At 72.1% G+C, this 22,874-nt stretch carries 24 protein-coding genes and 1 other RNA gene; 3 read left to right on the forward strand and 22 right to left on the reverse strand.

Annotated elements, in window-relative coordinates:
* Window positions 1-26: 26 nt before the first annotated feature.
* On the forward strand, window positions 27-542 hold the full coding sequence (locus tag ACFPYL_RS22220; RefSeq protein WP_379159704.1) for a MarR family winged helix-turn-helix transcriptional regulator: 516 nt from the start codon (window positions 27-29) through the stop codon (window positions 540-542).
* On the opposite strand, the gene ACFPYL_RS22225 is transcribed toward ACFPYL_RS22220, so the two are convergent.
* The 6 genes from ACFPYL_RS22225 to ACFPYL_RS22250 form a co-directional block, all read right to left on the reverse strand.
* Complete coding sequence (locus ACFPYL_RS22225; protein WP_379159707.1) at window positions 523-906, reverse strand: hypothetical protein; 384 nt, start codon at window positions 904-906, stop codon at window positions 523-525. The genes ACFPYL_RS22220 and ACFPYL_RS22225 overlap by 20 nt on opposite strands.
* Window positions 903-1,541 carry an IclR family transcriptional regulator gene (locus tag ACFPYL_RS22230; RefSeq protein WP_379159710.1) on the reverse strand — a complete coding sequence of 213 codons (639 nt, stop codon included), beginning with the start codon at window positions 1,539-1,541 and terminating at the stop codon, window positions 903-905. Before ACFPYL_RS22230 ends, ACFPYL_RS22225 begins: the two co-directional genes overlap by 4 nt.
* 19 nt (window positions 1,542-1,560) lie before the next feature.
* Entirely contained in the window at window positions 1,561-3,363 is a 1,803-nt protein-coding gene (locus tag ACFPYL_RS22235; protein WP_449289725.1) for a DEAD/DEAH box helicase, read from the reverse strand.
* Window positions 3,360-3,611, reverse strand: coding sequence for a DUF3039 domain-containing protein (locus tag ACFPYL_RS22240; RefSeq protein WP_379160886.1), 252 nt, complete (start codon window positions 3,609-3,611; stop codon window positions 3,360-3,362). The genes ACFPYL_RS22235 and ACFPYL_RS22240 overlap by 4 nt, the downstream gene beginning before the upstream one ends.
* A 31-nt stretch (window positions 3,612-3,642) precedes the next feature.
* Window positions 3,643-4,200, reverse strand: coding sequence for a YqgE/AlgH family protein (locus tag ACFPYL_RS22245; protein WP_379159713.1), 558 nt, complete (start codon window positions 4,198-4,200; stop codon window positions 3,643-3,645).
* 117 nt (window positions 4,201-4,317) lie between these two features.
* Window positions 4,318-4,839, reverse strand: a complete 522-nt coding sequence (locus tag ACFPYL_RS22250; RefSeq protein WP_379159716.1) for a hypothetical protein — start codon at window positions 4,837-4,839, stop codon at window positions 4,318-4,320.
* 150 nt (window positions 4,840-4,989) lie between these two features.
* On the opposite strand from ACFPYL_RS22250, the gene ACFPYL_RS22255 reads away from it, so the two are divergent.
* Window positions 4,990-5,685, forward strand: a complete 696-nt coding sequence (locus tag ACFPYL_RS22255; protein ID WP_379159718.1) for a TetR/AcrR family transcriptional regulator — start codon at window positions 4,990-4,992, stop codon at window positions 5,683-5,685.
* A gap of 14 nt (window positions 5,686-5,699) precedes the next feature.
* Here the strand turns inward: ACFPYL_RS22255 and ACFPYL_RS22260 are convergent, their stop codons facing one another.
* The 3 genes from ACFPYL_RS22260 to ACFPYL_RS22270 all read right to left on the reverse strand — a co-directional run bounded on the left by ACFPYL_RS22260 (window position 5,700) and on the right by ACFPYL_RS22270 (window position 8,059).
* The gene (locus ACFPYL_RS22260; RefSeq protein WP_379159721.1) at window positions 5,700-6,713 is read right to left on the reverse strand and encodes a DUF3048 domain-containing protein; all 1,014 of its coding nucleotides are present in this window, start codon (window positions 6,711-6,713) and stop codon (window positions 5,700-5,702) included.
* Between the two features lie 95 nt (window positions 6,714-6,808).
* Window positions 6,809-7,576: an SDR family NAD(P)-dependent oxidoreductase gene (locus ACFPYL_RS22265; protein ID WP_379159724.1), complete on the reverse strand. Its 768-nt coding sequence runs from the start codon at window positions 7,574-7,576 to the stop codon at window positions 6,809-6,811.
* Between the two features lie 66 nt (window positions 7,577-7,642).
* Window positions 7,643-8,059, reverse strand: coding sequence for an HIT family protein (locus ACFPYL_RS22270; RefSeq protein ID WP_379159727.1), 417 nt, complete (start codon window positions 8,057-8,059; stop codon window positions 7,643-7,645).
* A gap of 19 nt (window positions 8,060-8,078) precedes the next feature.
* Here ACFPYL_RS22270 and ACFPYL_RS22275 point away from each other — a divergent pair, with 19 nt between their 5' ends.
* Complete coding sequence (locus tag ACFPYL_RS22275) at window positions 8,079-9,824, forward strand: cation:proton antiporter (RefSeq protein WP_379159729.1); 1,746 nt, start codon at window positions 8,079-8,081, stop codon at window positions 9,822-9,824.
* A 3-nt stretch (window positions 9,825-9,827) separates the two neighbouring features.
* On the opposite strand, the gene ACFPYL_RS22280 is transcribed toward ACFPYL_RS22275, so the two are convergent.
* From ACFPYL_RS22280 to ftsX, 13 genes are all read right to left on the reverse strand, one after another.
* Window positions 9,828-11,216 (reverse strand): M15 family metallopeptidase, encoded by a 1,389-nt coding sequence (locus ACFPYL_RS22280; protein ID WP_379159732.1) that lies wholly within the window; start codon window positions 11,214-11,216, stop codon window positions 9,828-9,830.
* Between the two features lie 67 nt (window positions 11,217-11,283).
* Window positions 11,284-11,754, reverse strand: coding sequence for a hypothetical protein (locus tag ACFPYL_RS22285; RefSeq protein ID WP_379159734.1), 471 nt, complete (start codon window positions 11,752-11,754; stop codon window positions 11,284-11,286).
* 79 nt (window positions 11,755-11,833) lie between these two features.
* Window positions 11,834-13,351 (reverse strand): PP2C family protein-serine/threonine phosphatase, encoded by a 1,518-nt coding sequence (locus ACFPYL_RS22290; protein ID WP_379159737.1) that lies wholly within the window; start codon window positions 13,349-13,351, stop codon window positions 11,834-11,836.
* A gap of 34 nt (window positions 13,352-13,385) precedes the next feature.
* The gene (locus ACFPYL_RS22295; protein WP_379159740.1) at window positions 13,386-15,344 is read right to left on the reverse strand and encodes a clostripain-related cysteine peptidase; all 1,959 of its coding nucleotides are present in this window, start codon (window positions 15,342-15,344) and stop codon (window positions 13,386-13,388) included.
* 76 nt (window positions 15,345-15,420) lie between these two features.
* Window positions 15,421-16,689: a lytic transglycosylase domain-containing protein gene (locus ACFPYL_RS22300; protein WP_379159743.1), complete on the reverse strand. Its 1,269-nt coding sequence runs from the start codon at window positions 16,687-16,689 to the stop codon at window positions 15,421-15,423.
* A 58-nt stretch (window positions 16,690-16,747) separates the two neighbouring features.
* On the reverse strand, window positions 16,748-17,479 hold the full coding sequence (locus ACFPYL_RS22305; protein WP_379159745.1) for an alpha/beta hydrolase: 732 nt from the start codon (window positions 17,477-17,479) through the stop codon (window positions 16,748-16,750).
* An 85-nt stretch (window positions 17,480-17,564) separates the two neighbouring features.
* Window positions 17,565-17,935, reverse strand: a transfer-messenger RNA (tmRNA) gene (ssrA, locus tag ACFPYL_RS22310).
* 46 nt (window positions 17,936-17,981) lie between these two features.
* Window positions 17,982-18,614 carry a maleylpyruvate isomerase family mycothiol-dependent enzyme gene (locus tag ACFPYL_RS22315; protein WP_379159747.1) on the reverse strand — a complete coding sequence of 211 codons (633 nt, stop codon included), beginning with the start codon at window positions 18,612-18,614 and terminating at the stop codon, window positions 17,982-17,984.
* An 18-nt stretch (window positions 18,615-18,632) separates the two neighbouring features.
* The gene (locus tag ACFPYL_RS22320) at window positions 18,633-19,016 is read right to left on the reverse strand and encodes a DNA polymerase ligase N-terminal domain-containing protein (protein WP_379159750.1); all 384 of its coding nucleotides are present in this window, start codon (window positions 19,014-19,016) and stop codon (window positions 18,633-18,635) included.
* Window positions 19,017-19,137: 121 nt separating this feature from the next.
* Entirely contained in the window at window positions 19,138-20,019 is an 882-nt protein-coding gene (locus tag ACFPYL_RS22325) for an amidohydrolase family protein (protein WP_379159753.1), read from the reverse strand.
* Complete coding sequence (gene smpB, locus ACFPYL_RS22330) at window positions 20,012-20,491, reverse strand: SsrA-binding protein SmpB (RefSeq protein ID WP_379159756.1); 480 nt, start codon at window positions 20,489-20,491, stop codon at window positions 20,012-20,014. Before smpB ends, ACFPYL_RS22325 begins: the two co-directional genes overlap by 8 nt.
* A 114-nt stretch (window positions 20,492-20,605) precedes the next feature.
* Window positions 20,606-21,868 (reverse strand): peptidoglycan DD-metalloendopeptidase family protein, encoded by a 1,263-nt coding sequence (locus ACFPYL_RS22335; protein ID WP_379159759.1) that lies wholly within the window; start codon window positions 21,866-21,868, stop codon window positions 20,606-20,608.
* 55 nt (window positions 21,869-21,923) lie between these two features.
* Window positions 21,924-22,835: a permease-like cell division protein FtsX gene (gene ftsX, locus ACFPYL_RS22340; protein WP_379159762.1), complete on the reverse strand. Its 912-nt coding sequence runs from the start codon at window positions 22,833-22,835 to the stop codon at window positions 21,924-21,926.
* Window positions 22,836-22,874: the final 39 nt, after the last annotated feature.

Raw genomic sequence — 22,874 nt, forward strand, 5'->3', positions numbered from 1 at the left:
TTCAAGTCGCCGACTATGCTGGACCCGTGCCCGACCGACCCGCGCCCGACGACGCCCCCTGGCTCGACGACGACCAGCTGCGCGACTGGGCCGCGCTGATGGGCCTCCTGATGACACTGCCGCCGGCCATCGATGCCCAGCTCAAGCGCGACGCCTGCCTCAACAGCTTCGAGTACCACGTGCTGGTCTCCCTCGGTGAGGCACCGAACGGCGCGCTCCCGATGAGCGAGCTGGCCGTGATGGCGCAGGGCTCACGGTCGCGGCTGTCACACGCCGTCTCCCGCCTCGAGGGCGCGGGTTGGGTCGAGCGCCGCGAGTGCACCGCGGCGGGCGTCCGGACCGCCGCCCACCTGACCCCCGCCGGCCGGCGCAAGCTCGAGGAGGCCGCACCGGGACACGTCCGCGAGGCGCGCCGGCTCGTGATCGACGCGCTCACACCGGAGCAGCTGGCGGCCCTCGGCGACGCCGCGCGGACCCTGCTCCACGCCATCGACCCGGCCGTCGCCGAGCAGCTGAGGTCGGCTAGCCCGCGCGGAAGGTGACGTAGCCGTCCGGGCAGGTGGCCGGGACCACCGGCTCGGTCAGGCGCCCCTCGTGCTCCCCTCCGCCGCCGGAGACGCGGTCGCCGATCCCGACGCGTCCGACGTCGGGCACGGCGATGACCACCGGGTCGGTGGACACCACCTCGGTGCCCCGTGGCCAGAAGACGACGTCCCCGTCGATGCCGAGGCAGTCGCCGACGAGCTCGACCTCCCCCACGATCGCGGCGTCTTCGCCCTGGTCCGGGTCGGACCCGACGACGACGTAGGCGCCCCCGGCCTCGAGGACGTGCGGCGGCTCCTCACGGCAGCCCGACAGCCCGGCCAGCAGGCCCAGCAGCACGAGCCCGCCGACGGCGCGCCTCACGACAACCGCTCGGCCAGCTCCGCGGCCGCCCGCTCGACCTGCGGGCCCACCGCCTCCGCGTCGAGGCCCGGGTCGACGGTGACGATGCCGACGCTGGCCTCCAGCCCGGGGACGCCGAGCACCGGCGCGGCCAGGCCACGGGCGCCCGACTGGAGCTCCCCCACCGTCAGCACGTACGGCGTGGGGTCAGCCGCCCGGCCGAGCAGGATCGCCTTGCCGGCGGCACCCTGGCCGAGCGGGTGCCGCGAGCCGACCCGGTAGCCGACGTGGAAGTCGGTCCACGACGGCTCGACGACCGCGAGCGCGAGCGCCTCCTCGCCGTCGACGACCGTGAGGTGGGCCGTGCAGCCGACCGCCTCGGCCAGCTCACGCAGCACGGGTACGGCGAGGTCGCGCAGCACCGGCTGCACCGCGGCCCCGAGCCGCAGCACCCCGAGCCCCACCCGGAGGCGGCCGTCGGCGTCACGGCGTACGAGCGCGCGGGCCTCGAGGGTCGTCACGAGCCGGTGCACGATGGTCCGGTTGACCTCCATCCGGGCGGCCAGCTCGGTCATCGTCAGGCCGTCCGGGCTCGCCGCGAGCACGTCGAGGACGCGCAGCCCGCGGTCGAGCGTCTGGGAGGTCTCGCCTGGCACGCGCCCGAGTGTAGGGAGGTCAGGACGACTTGCGCGTCGCCCAGTCGCGGATCCGCTCGATCCGGGACTGCAGCTGGTCCGCGGTCGCGACCGCCGCCGCCGGCCCGCCGCACTCCTTGCGCAGCGCGGCGTGGGTGATGCCGTGCGCCTGACCGGTGCGGTGGTGCCAGGCAGCGACCAGGCCGTTGAGCTCGCGCCGCATGATCGCGAGCTGCTCGTGGGTCGTCACCTCGGCCACCGTGTCGGACTCGGCCTTCGGTGCCGCCTTCTGCTTCTTGGCCCGGTCGCTCTGCCGCTGCTGGAGCAGCTCGCGCATCTGGCTCGGCTCGAGGAGGCCGGGGATGCCGAGGAAGTCCATCTCCTCCTCCGAGCCCACGTGCACCTCGCCCGCGTGGCCGAACTCGCCGCCGTCGAAGAGCACCCGGTCGAAGCGGGCCTCGGACCCGAGCGCCTCGAAGGATCCCTCGAGCTCGTCGGAGGCACCCTCGCCGGCGTTCGCCTGCGCCATCAGCTCGTCCTCGGCGGCGAAGATGTCAGCCTCGTCGGTGATCTTGCGCCCCAGCACGTGGTCGCGCTCGACCTCCATCTCGGACGCGAAGCCGAGCAAGGAGGGCACCGACGGCAGGAACACCGACGCCGTCTCGCCCCGGGTCCGCGCCCGCACGAAGCGCCCGACCGCCTGGGCGAAGAAGAGCGGCGTGGACGTCGTCGTCGCGTAGACGCCGACGGCGAGCCGGGGGACGTCGACGCCTTCGGACACCATACGTACGGCGACCATCCAGCGCTTGTCGTTGTCGGTGAACTCGGTGATCTTCTTCGAGGCGGCCTTCTCGTCGGACAGCACGACGGTGGCGGACTCTCCGGTGATCTGCTTGAGCGTCTTCGCGTAGGAGCGCGCCGAGTCCTGGTCGGTCGCGATCACCAGCCCACCGGCGTCCGGGACGTGCCGCCGCACCTCGGAGAGCCGCCGGTCCGCCGCCTGGAGCACGGAGGGGATCCACGAGCCGGCCGGGTCGAGCGCGGTGCGCAGCGCCTGGTTGGTCAGGTCCTTGGTGAGCGGCTCGCCGAGCCGCGCGGCGATCTCGTCACCGGCGCGCGTGCGCCAGGCCATCTCGCCGGAGTAGGCCATGAAGAGCACGGGCCGCACGACGTGGTCGGCCAGCGCGTGCGCGTAGCCGTAGGTGTAGTCGGCGACCGAGCGCGGCACCCCGTCGCCGCCGGGCGCGTAGGTGACGAACGGGATCGGGTTGATGTCGGAGCGGAACGGCGTACCGGTCAGCGCGAGGCGGCGGGTGGCGGGCTCGAAGGCCTCACGCACCCCCTCGCCCCACGACAGCGCGTCGCCCGCGTGGTGCACCTCGTCGAGGATCACCAGGGTCTTGAAGCGCTCGGTGCGGATCCGCATCGCGAGCGGGTTGACCGCGACCCCGGCGTACGTCACGGCGATGCCGACGAAGTCCTGCGACGTCTTGCCCTTGCCCGCGGCGTACGTCGGGTCGATCGGGATGCCGGCGCGGGCCGCGGCCTCGGCCCACTGGAGCTTGAGGTGCTCGGTCGGCGCGACGACGGTGATCCGGTCGACCAGGCGGCGCCCCAGGAGCTCGGCCGCGACCGAGAGCGCGAAGGTCGTCTTGCCGGCGCCCGGCGTCGCGACCGCGAGGAAGTCGCGCGGGTGCTCCTCGAAGTACTGCCGCATCGCCGCCGTCTGCCACGCACGGAGCGACGGCGCCGTGCCCCAGGCGGCACGCTCCGGCCAGGCCGGGCTGAGCTTGGATCCGAGAGGGGCGTCGGGCAGGGGGTCGGGTTCGGGCCGACCCGTCACTCGGACGAGCCCGAGTCGTCGTTCAGGGACTCCCAGGCGTCCTTGCACTCGGGGCACACCGGGAACTTCTCCGGGGCCCGGCTGGGCACCCACACCTTGCCGCACAGGGCCACGACAGGGGTCCCCATCACCATGGCCTCGGTGAGCTTGTCCTTCTCCACGTAGTGCGAGAACCGCTCGTGGTCGCCCTCATCGGTGGGGACGGTACGGCGGTCCTCCCGGACGTCCGTGTCTGTCGAGAATCCGATGGTGGTCACAGACTCCACTGTAATCGAAGGTTCAGTTGAGCTCGGGGTCCGCGGGCCGGGTCGAGTGCCAGGCCATCTCCCCCGGCTGGCGTCGCAGCACCTCGCGCCACAGGTCGGAGGTGTCCTGCCGGAACGGGTCCCAGGTCTCCCCCGGCACGACGTACCAGCTGCCCTCCTCGATCTCGCCGTCGAGCTGCGCGGCACCCCAGCCGGCGTACCCCGCGAAGATGCGCAGGCCGGCCAGGCTGCCCGCGAGCAGCTCGACCGGGGCGTCCAGGTCGACGAGCCCGAGCCGGCCGTCGACCGACCGGAAGCCGACCGGCACGTCGTCGGGGTCGCGCAGCAGCGCGACGGCCAGCGCGCCGTCGGCGCCGACCGGACCGCCCTGGAAGAGCACGTCCGGCTCCGCCACGACGTCGGCCCAGCCGTCGAGCACCGCGTCGACGGGCACACCCGAGGGGCGGTTGAGCACGACACCGAGCGCGCCGTTGTCGTCGACGTCGAGGAGCAGCACCACCGAGTCGGCGAAGTTGGGGTCGACCAGGGCAGGGCTCGCCACCAGCAGCATCCCGGCGACCGGCTGGCTCATGGACCCATCATCGCGCAGACCTGGGCCTCGGGCATGCGACAGCCCCGGGACCGACGGTGGGAGGGAGGGGTCGGGCCCGGGGCTGCCAGAGGGGTGGCCAGGTGGTTGACCGGAGGGTCAGGCCGCGACGACCGCCTTGAGGCGACCCAGCAGGGTGCTGGGCTCGTCGGCCGGGAGCGGAGCGGGGCGGTACGTCGCCCGCGCGCGGTCCTCGATCTCGGCGCCCACCCGGGCGGCGGCGTCGTCAGGGGTGCTGACACGGCCGGCCATCATGGCGAGCAGAACGTGCTCCTTGGCGGTGGCCTTGGCCATCGCCGCGGAGCTGGCGGGGGTGCTGGGGGCGGTCCGCTCGCGATCGAGGATCGCGCGGACGCCGGGGAGCTCGTCGGCCGTCGCGTGCCAGGCGGCGACGACGGCGTCCTCGAGCTCCATGGGCTCGGCCAGGAGCTCGCGCTCGATGCGGCCGGCCAGGCGGGTGTGCCAGCGCAGCTGGAGGGCGCCGAGCAGGACCAGCTCGTCGCCGAACGTCTCCGCGACACCGGTCAGCTCCATGGGGAGGCGACCGTCGCGACGGCGGTTGGCGCTGGCGATGACGTCGCGGAGGACCTCTCCGCGGCGGTGGAAGGACGTCCAGGTCATGGTGTCTCTCCTTCGGGGTGGACGGTCGTCCCGGTCGGGACATACCGCAAGTACGTACTCACGGTATGTCCGCATACCGACGGTATGCAACCTTCACGGCCGGTGATCCGAGTCACGCATACCGACGGTAGGTATTAGGCTCCGGTGACCATGAGCAAGTCCTCGGTCTCCAAGCTCGTCCCGCGCGTGCCGGGGGTGCCCGGCGCGAACCGCCGCCAGCAGTACTCGGCGTCCACCAAGCGGGCGCTGATCGACGTGGCCGAGGAGCTCTTCACCGAGAACGGGTACGCCGCGACCTCGCTGGACACCATCGTGGCCGGCGCCGAGGTCACCAAGGGCGCGCTCTACCACCACTTCAGCGGCAAGCAGGCGCTCTTCGAGGCCGTCTTCGAGCGGGTCGAGGACGACGCCGCCCGGGCGATCCAGAAGGCCCTCAAGGGCCACCGGGACCCGTGGGAGAAGGCCACCGCCGGCCTCCGCGCCTTCCTCACCGTCGTCCAGGAGCCGCGCTACCGGCGGATCGTGATCCAGGAGGGTCCGTCCGTGCTCGGCTACGAGCGCTACCGCGAGCAGGAGGAGCGCTCCACCTTCGCGAACGTGCTCGAGATCGTCCGCTCGGTCCTGCACGCGGGCGAGTGGGAGCTCGACGAGGACCTGCAGCAGACCTTCGCGCGGATCTTCTTCGGCGCGATGTCGTCGGCGGGCGAGTCGGTGTCGAGCGCGCCGGACCCGATCCAGGCCGCGACCAACGTCGAGACCGCGATCAGCTTCATCCTCGCCGGCTTCCGCGCGCTCGCGGAGAGCGGCGCGGAGCTGCCCTCCGGCGAGCTCCCCGACGAGGCCTGAACCGCCGCCGGCGGCTACTTCTTGGTGAAGGTGACGTCGCCGTTGGCGGCCGGCACCAGCTCGATCCAGGTGTGACCCGCGGGCACGGTCAGCGCGCCGGCCTTGGTCGACAGCTTGATCGGGGCGTCGAGGTCGTCCTTGGTCCAGGTGCCGCGGACCAGCTTGCCGTCGTGGAAGATCATCGCCTGGCCCTTGCCGGTCAGCTTGGTCTCCGGCACCGGGTTGCCCGCGGGGTCGAGGTAGCCGGCGTCGCCGACCGTCACCCGGAGCACCAGCACGGTGTCGGCCGGGAAGTGGTCGCCGTCGGCGGCGTACGTGTTCTCGTTGACGTAGCCCTTGCCGTCGTAGGTCCAGTTCGTGGTGTGGCCACCGCCGAAGCTGGCCGCGATCTTGGTGGCCTTCTGGCCGCCGGGGAAGTCCTTCTCGTCGCCCCACGGCAGGTAGTCGTCCGGGCGGGCCGGATCCTGCTCGGCCGTGTCGGCGATCTTCGTCAGGTCCGCGAACACGTTGTACGGCGCGCTGCGGCTGGTGTCGCGCGAGATGCCGGCGGCACCCTCCTGGAAGAACTGGATGCCGGCGCCCTTGATCCGGGCGATCGTGCGCCCGGCCGCGCCGCTGGTCACGACGGAGGCGTGGATCGGCGAGACGATGCCGATGTCGCTGGCGCGCATCGAGCGCACCGGGCCGACCTTGGACGGCAGCTGCGAGTAGTAGAACGCCGCGAGTCGCGTCAGCCCGCCCTCGACCAGCTCCTCCACGACCATGTCGGCCTTGCTCAGCCCGATCTGCGGGGAGCTGGAGTAGGTGTTGTCCATCTTGGTGACCAGCACCGGGTAGGTCTTCTCGGCGTCCTCGTCACCGGTGACCGGGAGTCCCGTCAGCGGCCAGGTCGAGGCGATCTCCTCGCTGCCGGCCACCTTCTGCGAGGCCGGCTTCTGGTCGTCGGAGGAGTCGCTCCCCCCGCCACAGCCGACGAGCACGAGGCTCGCCGCGACGAGGAGGGCGGTGGTCAGCTGGGCACGGCGCACAGGGACGCTCCGTTCGTGAAACTCGTGTGTTCTGCTCGACTTCGATTGTGCAGGCGCGACCGTACCCCGTGGGGAGGCGCGCCCGAGAGTTGGCGTCAGCCGAGCTTGGCGCCACCGTCGACGTACAGCGTCTGGCCGGTGATGTACGACGCCTCGTCGCTGCAGAGGAACGCCGCGGCGGCGGCGATGTCCTCGGGGTAGCCGACCCGCTTGACCGGGTTGGCCTCGGCCGCGGCGGCACGGAACTCCTCGACGCCGACGCCCAGGCGAGCAGCCGTCGCGTCGGTCATCTCCGTGGCGATGAAGCCGGGCGCGATCGCGTTGGCGTTGACGCCGTAGCGGCCGAGCTCGATGCCGAGGGTCCGGGTGAAGCCCTGGACGCCCATCTTGGCGGCGGAGTAGTTGGCCTGCCCACGGTTGCCGAGGGCGGAGACGCTCGAGAGGTTGACGATCTTCCCGTACTTCTGGGCGACGAAGTGCTTCTGGGCGGCGCGGGTCATCAGGAACGCACCGCGCAGGTGCACGTTCATGACCATGTCCCAGTCGTCGTCGGTCATCTTGAAGAGCAGGTTGTCGCGGGTCACGCCGGCGTTGTTGACGAGGATGTGGATGCCCCCGAGCTCGGCGACCACGCGCTCCACGGCGGCCTCGGCCGACTCCGTGTCGCTGACGTCGCAGCCGATGCCGACGGACTTCGCCCCGTCGACCAGCGGCAGCTTGGCCGCGGCCTCGGCCGCGCTCGCCTCGTCGAGGTCGAGGACCGCGACGGACGCGCCCTCCTCGGCGAACCGCGTGGCGGTGCCGAACCCGATACCGCGTGCTGCCCCGGTGACGACCGCAACTCGCCCGTCGAAACGACCCATCGCTGCTGCTCCTGCCTGTCGGTGATCGAAAGTCCTACTTCACAGCAGAAGCCACAGTAGGACAGGTCAGAGCACGGCCCGGAGCCGGGCGGCGTAGTCGGCGGCCTCACCCTCGGCGTACGACGTGCGCGGCCAGAAGAAGCCTCGGAGCCCGTCACCCTTGGTCCGAGGTACGACGTGCAGGTGCAGGTGCGCGACCGACTGGCTGACGACGTTGTTCATCGCGACGAAGCTGCCCTGGGCGCCGAGACCCTCGACGACCGCGGTCGCGAGCCGCTGCGCGGCCGCCAGGAACGGGTCCCGCAGCGCCGCCGGCAGGTCGGGCAGCGTGACGACGTGCTCGCGCGGGACCAGCAGCGCGTGGCCCTTGAAGACCGGGCGGCGGTCGAGGAACGCGACGAGGTCGGGCTCGTCGAGGACCACGTCGGCGGGGATCTCGCCCGCGACGATCCCGCAGAACACGCACTCGACCGCAGCCGCCATGCACGAAAGGCTAGTGCCCATGGAGATCGCACTCATCGCCGTCGCCGCCGCGCTGTGCATCGCCGCCGTCACCGCCTTCGCGTCGCGGCTCGGGGTCGCGGCACCGCTGCTGCTCGTGGTCGTCGGCGTCGTCGCCAGCCTGCTGCCCGGCGTGCCGGAGGTCGACATCGACCCGGAGTGGGTGCTGATCGGCGTGCTGCCGCCGCTGCTCTATTCGGCGTCGGTGTCGATGCCCGCAATGGACTTCCGACGCGACTTCACGGCGATCGGCAGCCTGTCGGTGGTCCTGGTCGTCGTCAGCGCGGTCGTCGTCGGTGCCTTCCTGGCGGCCGTGGTCCCCGGCATCGAGCTGCGGACGGGCATCGCCCTGGGCGCGATCATCAGTCCGACCGACGCGGTGGCGACCACGATCGTCAAGCGGCTCGGTGTCTCGCCACGGGTGATCGCGGTGCTCCAGGGCGAGAGCCTGCTCAACGACGCGACCGCGCTGGTACTGCTGCGCTCCGCCGTGGCGGCCACGGCGTTCTCCGTCTGGGGCGTGGCCTGGGACTTCGTGCTCGCCGTCGTCGTCGCCGTCGCGATCGGCCTGGTCGTCGGCCGCCTCAACCTCGTCGTGCGGTCGCGGATCCACGACACGGCGGTCAACACGGCGATCTCGTTCGCGGTGCCGTTCGTCGCCTACCTGCCCGCCGAGCACCTCGGGGCCTCCGGGCTGGTCGCGGCCGTCACCGCCGGCCTCTACACGGGCCAGGCCGCGCCGCGCTACCTCGGCCCGCGCCACCGGCTCTCGGAGGAGCAGAACTGGCGCACCGTCGAGCTGCTGCTGGAGGGCGGTGTCTTCCTGCTGATGGGCCTCGAGCTGGAGAGCGTCGTCTCCGACGTCAACGACACCCACGGCGACCTGTGGTCCGCCGTCTGGATCGGCGCTGCCGCGACCGCGCTCGTGGTCGCCATCCGCGCGCTGTACGTCGTACCGCTGATGGTCGGCCTCCGTCGACGTGCCGAGCGCGGCCAGGCGAGCCGGGAGCACCTCACCACGATGCAGACCCAGCTCGACGACGGCTCGCTGCCGGTCCGGTCGCGACCGGGACGGGAGCCGCGCAACGAGCGCGAGGCGCAGCGCCTCGAGGAGCACATCGAGCGACGCACCGAGATGCTCGGCACCCGGATCCGGCGGACCCTGGCCGACGTCGACTACCTCGCCGGCGCTCCCCTGGGCTGGCGGGAGGGCACCGTGCTGGTCTGGGCGGGCATGCGCGGCGTCGTGACCCTGGCCGCCGCGCAGACGCTGGAGGACGACACGCCGCAGCGCTCGCTGCTGGTGCTGATCGCGTTCGTGGTCGCCGCAGGGAGCCTGGTCGTCCAGGGCGGCACGCTCCCGTGGCTGGTGGCCCGGCTCGGGCTGGGGTCGCAGGACGATCCCGGCGCGAACGACGCGGAGCGCGGCGAGCTGCTCACGGAGCTGAGCGACGCCGCTCGGGCCGCGGTCGCCGACCCGGACCTCCGGCGACCGGACGGCACGCCGTACGACGCCACGGTGCTGGAGCGGGCCCGCGCGGCCTCCACGATGCGGACCGACGACGAGGACGCGGGCTACAGCCGCGAGCTGGGCGCGCAGTACCGCGAGCTGCGACTGCTGATGATCGACGCGATGCGCGACGCGCTCCTCGACGCGCGCGCCGACGGCACCTACGCGTCGCAGACCCTGGAGAGCGCGCTCACCGTCCTCGACGCCGACCAGATCACCACCGAGCTGCGGGGCTGACGGTCAGTCGCAGTAGCGCGTGCACGGCTCCGGGCCACCGGCGGCCAGCCGCTTGCCGGCGCTGCCGACGTAGTCGAAGTGCTGGGTGTCGCCGTTGCCGTAGGTCCAGCGCAGGCCGTGCCGGGCCATCACCCGGACGACGGCGTGGGAGCTCGAGCGCCAGGCGACCCGCTTGTGCGAGCGCGGCTGCCACCAGGTGTTGGGCACGGTGCCCTGCGCCGAGCGGTAGGGGTTCTCCCAGGTGTTGACGTCGAGCGAGCCGCCCCAGGAGTGCGGAGAGCGGTGGCCGGGACGGCCCGTCACGTCGCGGCAGTTGAACGCCGAGGTGTTGCCGGCCGCCATCGAGGCGTAGTCGTCGCCGCCGCGGGAGCGACCGCTCCAGCCGAACCGGTCGACGCGGTACATCGCCCGGATCGGCAGCTCGCGGCGGTACATCTCGGCCAGGGCCGCGCCCATCGGGCCGGCCGCGGCGGTGCTGGCGACGACCTCGCCGCGGCGCCGGTAGCCGCGGTAGTCCCAGTAGTTGACTCGCACGATGCGCAGGCCGGAACGGCCGACCGGGCACCCGCTGTGCCACGAGACGCCGTCCATCTGTCGCCAGACGGCGTCGCCGATCTCGGAGATGGTCAGGTTGGCGCCGTCACCGACGGCGCGCCGCTGGGCGGGCAGCTTGATGCGCGGCTGCGGCGCTCCCTTCGGCAGCGCGACCGGCACGCCCGGCGGCCGGTTGTCGATGCGCAGCACGCCGCTCCGGTCAGCGGCGACCCACGACAGCCGGGGCGCCCGGGCCTGCCACCGGGTGTTGGTCCGGGGCGTCACCCGCAGGCTGCCCCGACCGTCGGCGCCGGTCGTCACCACGTCGTACGCCGTCCAGCGACCGCCGGGGACCTGGCGGAAGATCCGCACCTCGCCCGCCACCGGCTGTCCGTTGCCGGTGCGCCACAGCACCTTCAGCGTCACCGACCGCTCGTCCACGACCGCCCGTGGGCCGCCGAGCAGCACCCGGCCGGCCCGGGGGGTGATCGGCAGGGTGCCCTCCTGGACGGCCGCTGGGTGGTCAGCGTCGCCGGCGTACGTCGCGCGCACGGCGTTGTCGTCGGCGACCCGGGAGACGGTCAGGTCGGCGGAGGCCCGGCCGTCGTCCCCGGTCGTGACCGTGCCGACGGCCTGCCAGACGTCGCCGGTGCGGCGCTCCAGCACGAGCGGGGCGCCGACGAGCGGTGCTCCGGTCTCGTCCGTGGCAGCCACGGTCAAGGTCGTGACGCCGCCGGCGAAGGCGGAGGGCGCCGTCAGGGTCAGGACCGTGCTCGTCGCGGCGCGGACGGGCGCACCCAGCCCGACAGCGAGCGCGAGCGCGCACACGACGACACCGATCCGTGACCCGAGAGACATGGCACCCATGTTCCCCCGTGACGGCGCCCGAACCCTGGAGGCGGTGTGACGAACGTGTCGCGCAGGCTCAGCGCTGGTGGTAGCGGCGCTGGGCCTGGCGGCGGTAGTCGTAGCAGGAGTGGCCGGCGATCGAGCTCGGCACCCGGTGGCGGAGCAGGGGGCCGCAGGCCCAGAGCTCCTGGGTGCCCTCGATCTGCTTCCAGCGTCCGTCGACGATCGCCCACAGGGCCGCGTAGCCGCCGCAGTCGTTGACCCCGCCGGCGGCGAAGCCGTCGGTGCGGATGCGGAAGACCGTCACGCCGACGTACCCGCCCTCGCAGGTGGACGCGTCGGCGATGCGCTGGGCGGTGCGGCCGATGAAGCGCTTGAACGAGGCTGGCGAGCCGTGCAGGCGCCGGGCCTGGGAGGCGCGGGTGACCTCGACGCCCGCCGAGTGGCCGTCGGAGTAGACGATCAGGCGGGGCGCCGCGGACCGGGAAGGCGACGCCTCGGCGGTCGCGGTCGCGGGCGCGGCTGCGGTCGAGAGAAGCATCGCCACGGCCGCGAGAGACAGGATGGTGTTCCGGTGTCGATTCCTCATGACTCGGAGACGCCGCCCGCGACGGATTGGTTGTCGGCTACCCGCGGCGTACGACGAGCACGGTGACGTCGTCGCGCTGCGAGACGGCGTGGTCGCGCACCGCGGAGCGCAGCCGGGTGACCACCTCGGCAGGCGCCCGGCCGGCCGTGGCGGCGAGGACGGACTCGACCCGGGCCTGGCCGAACTCCGTGCCGTGCGCGTCGCGCGCCTCGAGCAGGCCGTCGGAGAAGACGACGAGGGCGTCGCCCGGCTCGAACGCCCGGTCCTCCACCTCCCAGGTCGCGTCGGTGAGGACGCCGCTGACCAGGGGGCCGGTCGGCTCGAGCTCGACGAGGCGGCCGCCGGCGACCAGGAGCGGCGGCGGGTGGCCGGCGTTGACGAAGGAGAGACGGTCGGCGGCGGTGTCGAGGACCGCGACGAAGACGGTGGCGAAGAGCTCGGAGTCGACGAGACCGTCGCGGACGGCGGCGAGGACGTCGGGCACCGGCGCCTGGCGCAGCATCGCCGACAGCGCGCTCTTGAGCCGCAGGCCGACCACCGCCGACTCGTGGCCGTGGCCGGAGACGTCCCCGAGGACCATCGCCACCCGGTCGTCGCCGAGGTCGACGATGTCGATGAAGTCGCCGGCGAGGACGCCCTCCGCCGACTCGATCTGGGCGGCGACCTCGACCCCGGCTCCGACGGGAGCCAGCTCCGAGAGCGCCGACTGCAGCGCCTGGACCGCAGGCTGCCCGAGCACGAGCGCTTCGGAGGCCCGGCGACTCGCGTCGAGCTCGTCGAGCAGGTGTCGGCGCATCGTGTCGACGTCCTCACCCACCTCGGAGACCTCGCGCGGACCCGCGCCGCGCACCACGTGCTGGAGGTCGCCGCTGGCGACGGCGCGGCTGCTGCGTCCGAGCTCCGCGAGCGGGCGCAGGACCCTGCGGTTGAACGCTCCGGTGCCGAGCAGCACCGTGGCCAGGAAGGTCACGACCGTGAACCCCAGCAGGTAGGAGAGGCGGCGCAGCAGGACGTCGGCGCGCTGGTTGGCGGCGTCCTGCTCGGCCGCCAGGGCCTGGTCGGCGGCCTGGTAGGCGGTGCGGACGCGGTCGAAGAGACGCTTGCCGTCGCCGGACGCGACCAGCTCCTCCGCCCGTGACCGGTCGCCCCTGCGCTCCGCTGCGAGCTCGGGCTCGGCCGCCTCGTCGAGCCACCGCTGGTGGGCGTCGTCCATCTCGACGAGCAGGTCCGCCACGGTGTCCGAGACCTCCCGGCGGAGGTGGTCGAGCTTCGTGGTGATCTGCGGCGCCGCCTCGTCGTACGGCTCGAGGAACTCGGGTCGCCCCGTCAGGATGTAGCCGCGCTCGGCGGTCTCCTGGTCGACGTACAGGGCGAGGACCGTGCCGAGCTCGACGCGAGCCGGGTTGAGGTCGTCCTGCACCCGGTCGCGGGCCGAGACGAACTGCGCCACGGTCACCGCGAGCAGCAGCCCGATGACGAGCGACAGCAGCACGACGGCGCCGGCTGCGACGCGCACGACCGCCCGCGCGGAGTACGGCGCGCGGGACTCTGGCACGAGGCGCATTCAACCAGCCGAGAGGGGCACGGGACTAAGGAACCTCGACGACGGAGCTGAGCGTGCTCGAGTTGCCGCCGAAGTCGGTCAGGGTGAGGTCGGCCTGGATCGTGGTGCCCGGGTCCAGCGGCAGGAACTCGTAGGTCAGGCCGGCGACGTCGGAGTAGAGGCCGACGTCGGTGGTCGGCTCCCACACCTGGTCGCCGTCGGCGCTGATGGTGAGCACGTCGGGGACGATCGTGCCCTCGGGGTCGGGCGCGAGCTCGCCGTACCCGCCCGACTCCTCGTCGTAGATGTAGATCGTCTCGCTGACGAACTCGCCGGCGTCGATGTCGAGCACCAGCGAGAGCAGGGCGTCCTGCGGGTCGGCCCCGTCGGTGTCGGTCGAGGCGTAGTAGGTCATCGGGACGTCGAAGAAGGCGGTCTCGAGGTCGTCGCTGAGGTCGAGGTCGGTGTAGGCGTACGCCGAGTCCTCGCCGTCGCTGATCTGGAGGTAGGAGAGGTCGTAGCTGCCGGACGCCGTCGGGGCGGCGCCGTCGTCGGTGTAGTCGGCGATCTCCTCGCCGAAGTAGGTGATCGAGCCGTCGTCGTTGACCAGGGCGTAGCTGATCGTCGCCTCGGTGATGTTGTCGAGCGCGGCGGGATCGAAGGTGCCGGTCAGGGTGATGCCGCCGTCGTCGTCGAAGGTCACCTCCGGGCCGGTGTCGGGGTCCTTGAACTCGGGCTGCTCGTCGGCCGGGATCGCGGCGCCGGCCGAGTAGTAGGCCTCGAGGAAGCCCGCCCACTCGTCGGCGGTCGGCACGTCGAGGTAGGCGCCGTCGGCGAGCTCGCGCACCGGCGGAAGGTAGATAGAGAGACCGGTGGCGCCCGTGGTAGCCACCCCGAAGACCTCGTCGAGGACCGCCTCGTCGAGGGCGTCGACGACGGCGTCCGCCTGGTCGGCCACGTCGGGGGCGGCGTCGCCGATCGCGGTCGCGAGCAGGCCGAGGTCGCTCAGGTGCTTGTCCTGGGTCTCGTCCGGGTTCTTGCCGAAGGCGAGGGTGTTCGCCTCGGACTGGCCGACCGCCGGAGCGACGTCCGCGGCCTGGTCGGCCAGCGCGCCGGCGAAGTCGCCGACCGCGTCGTCGACGTCGTCCATCTTCGTCAGGTCGATCATCGCGAGCGTGATCTGGTCCTGGGTGCCCTGCTCCTCGGCCTGGCTCGAGAAACCGTCGAGGATCGCCTCGCCGAGGTCGTCGGCGGTCGCGTCGGGGTCGTCGGCGAGCAGCTGGAGGGAGCCGTAGTCCCAGCCGTGGCCGGGCTCGAGCTCCTGCGAGGCGACCAGCCGGTCGGCGAGCGGGGCGACGGCGCTGGCCACCTCGTAGTTGGCCATCAGGCAGGCGTCGAAGCCGAGCAGGTCCAGCTTGTCGACGCCGGCCTCCTCCAGGCCGCTCGAGACGGCGTCCGTGATCTCGGCCAGGTCGAGCACGTCGTAGTCCGGGGCGGTGCCCTCGTCGGGGCCGATGCCGGGCCACGAGGCACCGTGGTCGGAGATGATCAGCGCGTAGTGGCCGGCCCGGTGGTCCTTGATGCCGTCTGCGATGAAGCTCGCGAGCAGCTCCGGGTCAGCCGAGTCGACGTCGCCGAGGTCGTCGACGACCTCGGTCGTGCCGTCCGCGCCGAGGTCCAGGACCCGACCGCCGACCCAGTCACCCTGGTCGAGCAGCGGGTCCTCGCCGTACTCGGCGGAGCGGTCCATGAGCTCACGGACGTGCAGGTTGTCGTTCGAGCCGACGGCCCCGAGCTCGTTGACGTCGGCGACCATGAACGGCTCGAGGTTGGTGTCGGCCATCGAGTAGTGCAGCACCGTCCAGCCATCGCCCTCGCGGCCGGTGTGCGAGGCTCCCGACGTCTCGTCGTCGTCCTCGTCGCCTCCGGTGCAGGCAGCGGTCAGGAGCAGCAGAGCAGCGGTCGCGACCGCGGAGGCGGTCCGGCGAGCGGGGATGGTGGGCACATCGGGCGAGCCTAGGGGCGCCCGCTCCGCCCGGTCCGGCGAACGTCGTACGCCGGCGGCGAGGACCAGACCGGCTCTACTGCACGCCGTACGCGATGCCGTTGACCGAGACGACCCGGGCGGGGGCGGTGTCCGCGACGACGCCGAGGGTGACCTCGGTGCCGACGAGGCCGGTGATCTCGTCGCGGTTGCTCTCGACGACTCCGTCGGCGTCGAGGCCGTCGGTCGCCGTCGTCGCGAGCCAGGCGTCGTCGCCGAGGTCGAGCACGGTGTCGCCCAGGCACCAGTGCGCCGGGTCGTCGGCGCAGACGGCGAGGACGCCGTTGAGCGTCGCCGGCTCCGGGTCGGGCGTCGGCTCGGTCGGAGTCGGCTCGGTGGGGGTCGGCTCGGTGGGGGTCGGCTCGGGGTCCGTGGGCGTCGGGTCGGGCTCGGGAACGGTCGGCGGGCGGCCGCCTGCGGGACGGACCTCCACGAAGTCCCCCTTCGTCGGGCGGTGGTGGTCGGCGTGCGGGTGCGCCGTCGCCTCGACGTTCGTGACCGGCGGCGCGACCGACGTCACCGGGACGGTCGCGGGCACGGTCGCGGCCCGGCCCTGCTCGTAGGTGTGCGCCACCTGAAGGACCCTCGTCACGTACGCCGACGAGTGGTTGTAGCGGAAGATCGCGGCCCAGGCCCCCGTGGGGGTGTCGAGGTGCTCGCCGCCCGCGCAGAGGTAGACGGCCGCGCCGAGCGCCGCGTCGTCGAGGTCGTCGGCCGAGCGCACGCCGTCGCCGTCGGCGTCGACGCCCACCTCGGTCCACGTGGAGGGCAGGAACTGCATCGGCCCGATCGCCCGGTCCCAGCGCGCGTCGCCGTCGTACAGACCGGCGTCGGTGTCGCTGACCGCGGCGAGGTCACCCTGGCCGTCCAGCACGGGACCGCGGACGGCCGGGCTGCTGGTGCCGTCGACGTTCAGCGTCGCGCCGCCCACCCGGCCGTGGTCGGACTCGATGCGCCCGATCGCGGCCAGCTGCTCCCAGCGGAGCCCGCAGTCGGGCTGGACGTCGGCGATGATCGTGGTCGCACGCTGGTACGCCGCGAGCGCCCCCAGCGGGATGTCCAGAGCGTCGACCGCGCCGCGGGCCGCGAGCGCCGGACGGGCCTCGGCCACCGGAATGCCGCGGGTGGGTGCCGCCCAGGTCGTGTCCGTCGTCGGCGCCGGGGCCGCCTCGGCGGCGGACGCGGGTGCGGCCTCTGCGCCCAGGTCGGCCGAGACCGGGATCGGGGGCGCTCCGGAACCGGTGGCGACGGCGAGCGGGATCAGGACGGCGGCGGTCGTCGCAGCCAGGCGGGTGGGTCGGAACACGCCCCGGATCGTCGAGGACACAGGTGAACCGCCGGCATCCCCGACACGACCGGACGGACTACGCCAGGTGCCGTTCGAAGAACCGGGCGGTGTCCTCCCCGGCGTACGACGGCACTCCGGTGTGCCCACCCAGGTTCGCCTGGAGCGTCTTCTCGGCCGATCCGAACGCGTCGAACAGGTCCAGCGCCGCCTGGCGGTCGTTGCCCTCGTCGTCCCACTGCAGCAGGACGTGCAACGGGATGGTGACGCGACGGGCCTCGTCGTACGTGGCCTGCGGCACGAAGCTGCCGGCGAACAGCCCGGCGGCCACGAGCCGGGGCTCGACCACGGCCAGCCGGACGGCGATCGCCACGACCCCACCCGAGATCGCGACCGGCCCGTCGACCTCGGGCAGCGACAGGACCTCGTCGATCAGGGACTGCCACTCCGGCACGGCCGCGTCGACCAGCGGCAGGATCAGCCGGTCGACGATGTCCGCCGTGACGGGCTCGCCGGCCCCCAGCGCGGCGCGCAGGTCGGCCCGAGCTTCGTCGACGACCTGCATGCGGGGCCGCTCACCGCTGCCCGGCAGCTCGAGGGTGGCCGAGGCGAAGCCGCTCGCCGCTGCCTGCCGGGCCCTCCCCACCAGCCGGGGATGCATCGGCTCCAGCCCGCCGGGGTGACCGAGCAGCACCAGCGGAACCGGGCCCGACGACGACTCGGGGGTCCACAGGAAGCCGGGGACGTCGTCGAGCGTGAGCTCGCGCTCGACGAGCCCGGCGCCGAGAGGTTGAGCGGGAGACAGCCGCATGCTCGCACCTTTCGAGGGATGCCGGACGACACCAGAGCCTCCCCGGCTGGTGCCGGGGAGGCTCTGGTCCAAGAGGTGATCGTTGTTGTGGAGCTGCGGGGAATCGAACCCCGGTCCTCGAGCGTCGATCCAGGTCTTCTCCGGGTGCAGTCCGTGCTATCGCTTTTCTCGGCCCCGGGGCTCGCACGGACACGTCCCCGACAGGCTCAGTCACGGAATAGTCCCGCTCACCCTCCGCGACACGGAGTGAGCAGCAAGTCTCCTAGATGACGCCAGGATCCGGGACGGAGACGGGTGCCCGGACTGACGCTTCGATCACTGCTCAGGCAGCGAGAGCGAAGGAACTGCGATTGGTGTTGGCAGTTATAGGTTTCCAGCGATCGTTTACGAGATGACGCTGGCTTCTCGACCCGCTTCCCCTGGAACTAACGTCCCAAGTCGAAACCGATCAGCCCCTCTTGAGTTGTGCTTCCAGTCTACGGGTCGGAACGCGTCGGCGGCATCAGGGATTCCCGATCCACGCTCGGAGAGCCCCTACCCCTTCCCCGGCGAGCTGGTCCAGCAGCGCCTCCCGGCCGCAGAGTGCCACGGCCAGCGCGAGCGCAGGTCCCGAGACCGTCGGTCCGGAGCCGTGCGACCAGTCCAGGTCGATCGCCGTCGCTGCAACCTCCGGTCGCGCCTTCGGGACGAAGCCGCGACGAGCTGCCTTCGAGACCAGGAACTCCAGGACGTCGCGCCACGGCTCGACGGGCACACCGGCGTCCAGGCCCAGCGGCACCACCATGTCCTGGGTATGGATGCGAAGGTCGGTGAGGGGCGCCCTCCAGTCCATCGTGGGCGGGGTGAACCGGTCTTCGGCGTACTCGCGCAGCCACGCCGTCACCTGCGCGGGCTCGACATCTGCGCGCCACCGGACGATCAGCTCGTTCGCCCGGTCGAAGCCGCCGCGGCCGGCGACGATCGCCTTGAGCAGGGTGCGCGTCGGCGTCGCCGGACCGGCGCTGAGGTGCACCGCCACGTCCTTGACCGTCCACGCGCCGCACAGACTGGGCGCGGCCCATTGTTCCGGCGTCAGGGTGTCCAAGAGGTCGGCGAGGGATCGGCGCTCGGTCGCGATCTGGCTCCAGACATCCACGGCCACCATCATCGCTCGTCAGGTCGCCGCACGAGGCTGCTCCGCGACCTTCACCAGGATCCAGTTGCGCGGGTCGTCGTTCATCGACGTACGGGTGAGCGCATAGACGCCCGTCAGGCGCTCGCCGTGGAGCTCGAACTTCAGGTGGCCGGCTGCGATCGCGGTCGCGGCATCGGGCTCGGTCAGCGCCTCGTAGGTGCCGTGGTCCCAGATGGACTTGTGGTCGTCCTGGTACGTCGCGTGCTCGAGCTCGTGGTCGTCGACCTGGACGGCGAGCCGCTTGACGTGCGGGTCGGTCGACGGCTCCTTCGGCACCGCCCAGGAGGCCAGCACGCCGTCGACCTCGAGCCGCAGGTCGTAGTGCAGCGTGGTCGCCTGGTGGCGCTGGACGACGAAGATCACGAGATGTTCCTACCTCAGCGGCGGTGGTCTCGAGGCTCGCTGCGCTCGCACCTCACCCACCGATGACCGGTGGTTGAGGTGTGAAGGCCGCCGGGCCTGAGCCTCGAAACCACCACGAAGATCATCGCTTCATGCCGAGGAGTCGGTGACCGTTGTGCCAGCAGACGTCGCGCAGCCAGTCGTCGCCGAGGTCGAGGCGGGCCAGGCTCTCGAGCTGGTGGGCGTAGGGGTACGGGATGGTCGGGAAGTCCGACCCGAGCAGCACCCGGTCCTGGAGGTCGCGCAGGCGCGCGGTGAGCCCGGCCGGATAGGTCGTCTCCCAGAAGTCCGTGAACACCATCGTGGTGTCGAGGTGCACCCGCTCGAAGTCGGCGGCGAGGTCGCAGAACTCCAGGTAGTCCGGCGCGCCGAGGTGGGCGACGACCGCGGTCAGCCGCGGGTGCCGCTCCAGGACCCGGCGCAGCGGCTCCGGCCCGGTGAACGCGTTGCCGACCGGCGCTGCGCTGGCATGGATGACGACCGGGGTGCCGGCGTCGGCGAGGGTGCCCCAGACCGGGTCGAGGACCGGGTCGTCGAGGCGGAACTCCCCCACCTGCACGTGCACCTTGAACACCTCGACGCCGTGGGCGACCAGCGCCTCGACGTACGCCGGTGCCTCGGGCTCGGGGTAGAAGGTCGCCGACCAGATCGACTCCGGGACGTCGGTGGCGAAGCCGCGCGCCCAGTCGTTGAGGTAGGTCGCGATGCCGGGCTTGTGGGCGTAGGGCAGCGAGGAGAAACGGCGTACGCCGAAGCGGCGCAGCTGGTCGACCCGCTCGTCGACCGACTGCCTGTAACGGATGGGCCAAGGCCGGCCGATCTTCGGGCCGGCCTCGTCGAACTGCGCCCAGACCCGTCGCTCGATGTTGGGCGGCAGGAAGTGCGTGTGCACGTCGAAGAGGCCGGGCAGCCCCAGCGGCTGCCAGAACATCCGGACCGCGAGGGCGTCCGGCGCCTCAGTCATCCATGCCCTTCAGGCGGCGGCCGACGGCCTGCTCGGTCTCCCGGTTGGCCTGCCGCTCGGCGAGGGCGTGCCGCTTGTCCCAGGACTTCTTGCCCTTGGCGAGCGCGATCTCGACCTTGGCCCGGCCGTCCTTGAAGTAGAGCGAGAGCGGGACGACCGTCAGGCCCCTCTCGTTGACGCGGCGCTCGATCTTGTCGATCTCGTCGCGGTTGAGGAGCAGCTTGCGCTTGCGGCGGGCGGAGTGGTTGGTCCAGGTGCCCTGCGCGTACTCGGGGATGTGCACGCCGTGCAGCCACGCCTCGTGGCCGTCGATGTCGACGAACCCGTCGACCAGCGAGGCCCGGCCCTGGCGCAGCGACTTCACCTCGGTGCCCATGAGGACGAGGCCCGCCTCGTAGGTGTCCTCGATGAGGTAGTCGTGCCGCGCCTTCTTGTTCTGCGCGATCACCTTGCGCCCCTGCTCCTTGGCCATCCCACCATTCTCTCAGGAGCCGAAAAGTGGTTTCGAGACGGGACTTCGTCCCTCCTCAACCACCGGCGCCGGTGGTTGAGGTGCGAGCGAAGCGAGCCTCGAAACCACCGACCGTCAAGGCAGCCAGGACATCGGGTCGACGGCGGTGCCGTTGACCAGGATCGTGAAGTGCAGGTGGCAGCCGGTGGACCAGCCGGTGGAGCCGACGTACCCGACGACCTCGCCCTGCTTGACGTGGTCGCCGACGCCGACGCGGTAGCCGGTCGCGTGGTTGTAGACGGCGGTGACGTTCTTGCCGTTGATGTTGCCGAGCGACACGTAGAGACGGTTGCCGTAGACGTCCGACCAGTACCGCGAGATCACGGTGCCGCCGGCGATGGCGCGCATCGGCTCGCCGCAGGAGACGCCGAAGTCGGTGCCGTCGTGGAGGCCGTAGTAGTGGTAGATCGGGTGGATCCGGTAGCCGAAGGGCGAGGTGACCGATCCCGGGACCGGCCTGATGAACAGCCCGTTGGTCGGACCGTTGTAGCCGCCGCGCGAGCGCCGGGCGGCGGCGAGGATCAGCTGCCGGACGTGCGCCTCGCGCTTCTTCGCGATGCGCAGGGCGCGGAGGTCGTGGTGGCGGGCGCGCTTCGCAGCCCGGCCGGCCGAGACCCGGTCGACGACGAGGCCGTGGACCTTCGCGACCGCGGCCTGGGTGTCCTCCTGGAGCCCCTTCATCGTGACGAGGTGGTCGGCGGCCTCCGCGCGCTGGACCTCCACGTCGTCGCGGGCGGCCCGCACCTGGTGCTCGCGGACCTGGAGCAGCACCTCGGCGGCGTGCAGGTCGTCGTACGCGTGCGCCTGCCGGTTGACGACGACGTCGTTGAACGCCTGCTGGCGGGTCAGGTCGGCCGTCGACTGCGACTTCATCAGGCTCGCAAAGGTCAGCAGCGCCGGGTCGTCGCCCTCGTAGATGTCGGTGATCGTGTCGGTCAGCGACAGTCGCTGCTGCTCGAGCGCGTCCTGCCCGTCTGCCAGGTCCTGCTGGGCGGTCGACAGCCGGGTCTCGGCCTCGGCCAGCCGCTGCTGCATCTGGTCGTCGCGGACCCGCGCCGCCGCCAGCTTGGCGTTGGCGACGCGCAGGTCACCGCGGGCCGCGTCGAGCGACGTACGCGCCTGGTCGAGTGCCGCGAGCGCCGTGCGCACCTGCGAGCTGGACTCGTCGAGGTCCTGCTGGGCGTGCTTGACCTGGTGCTGCGCGTCGTGCTGACGGTTCTTGAGGCCCTTGCCGTCGTCGGCCGTGGCCAGAGGTACGGCGAGCGCACCGAGCGCCAGGGAGCACACGGCCGTGGCCGCGAGCAGGCGTCGGCGTGCGGTACGGGGGAAGAGACGCACCGGTCTGCCTTCACGTGTTCGGGGAAGTGAACGCGTCGACCGTAACGCGTGGGAATCAGACTTTGAGGTATTTGCGTGTCACCACGAGTGTCGGGATCAGGGTGAGCACGGGCGCGAGGATCGCGACGACCAGCACGCACGTCGTGGTGTCGGCCCAGTCGATCCACGGGATGAAGCCCAGCTCCTCGCTCAGCCACTGGTCGACGCCGAAGTACATGAACCCGCCGAGCGCCCCCAACGAGAGCACCAGCGAGATCGCCGCGGTGACCAGCGCCTCCATCAGGAACGGCAGGGTGATGTAGAGCCGGGAGGCACCGACCAGGCGCATGATGCTGATCTCGCGGCGTCGGGCGAAGGCCGCGAGCCGGATGGTGTTGCCGACCAGCAGCAGCGCCGCGGCGACCAGGACGAGCGCGATCACCAGCGAGCCACGCTGCATGAACTTCATGCTCCGCAGCAGCGGCCCGACGACGTCGCGCTGGTCGCGGACCTGCGAGACCCCGTCGAGGCCGACGATGGCGCTGGTGATGCCCTGGTACTGGTCCGGGTCGTTGAGGGTGATCCAGATCGACTGCGGCATGTCCTCCGCGGTCGCGGCCGGGTTGCTGCCCTCGAACTTCTCCGGCCCGAGGAGCTCCTTGACCTTCTGGAAGGCCTCCTCCTTGGACTCGAAGCGGTACTTGTCCACCTCGGGACTGTCGTCGACCACCTGGGTGATCGCCTGCTTCTGGGTGTCGGTGACCTCGCCGGTGCACGCCGGGTTGTCGTCGCGCGCCTTGCAGAGGAAGACGGTGATCTGGAGCTCGGAGCCCCACTGGTCGGTCGCCTTGATCGACTGCTCACGCAGGAGTACGCCGAAGCCGACCAGCGTCAGCGACACGAACAGGGTGAGGATGACCGCGATGTGCATCGAGAGGTTCCGACGCAGGCCCTGGCCGAGCTCGGAGAAGACGTAACGCAGCTGCATGTGGTGTGAGGTTCCTTCGGGTGCTCGGGGTCGGACGTC

Origin of the sequence: Nocardioides hankookensis (assembly GCF_042658885.1) — a bacterium.
GTDB lineage: Bacteria > Actinomycetota > Actinomycetes > Propionibacteriales > Nocardioidaceae > Nocardioides > Nocardioides hankookensis.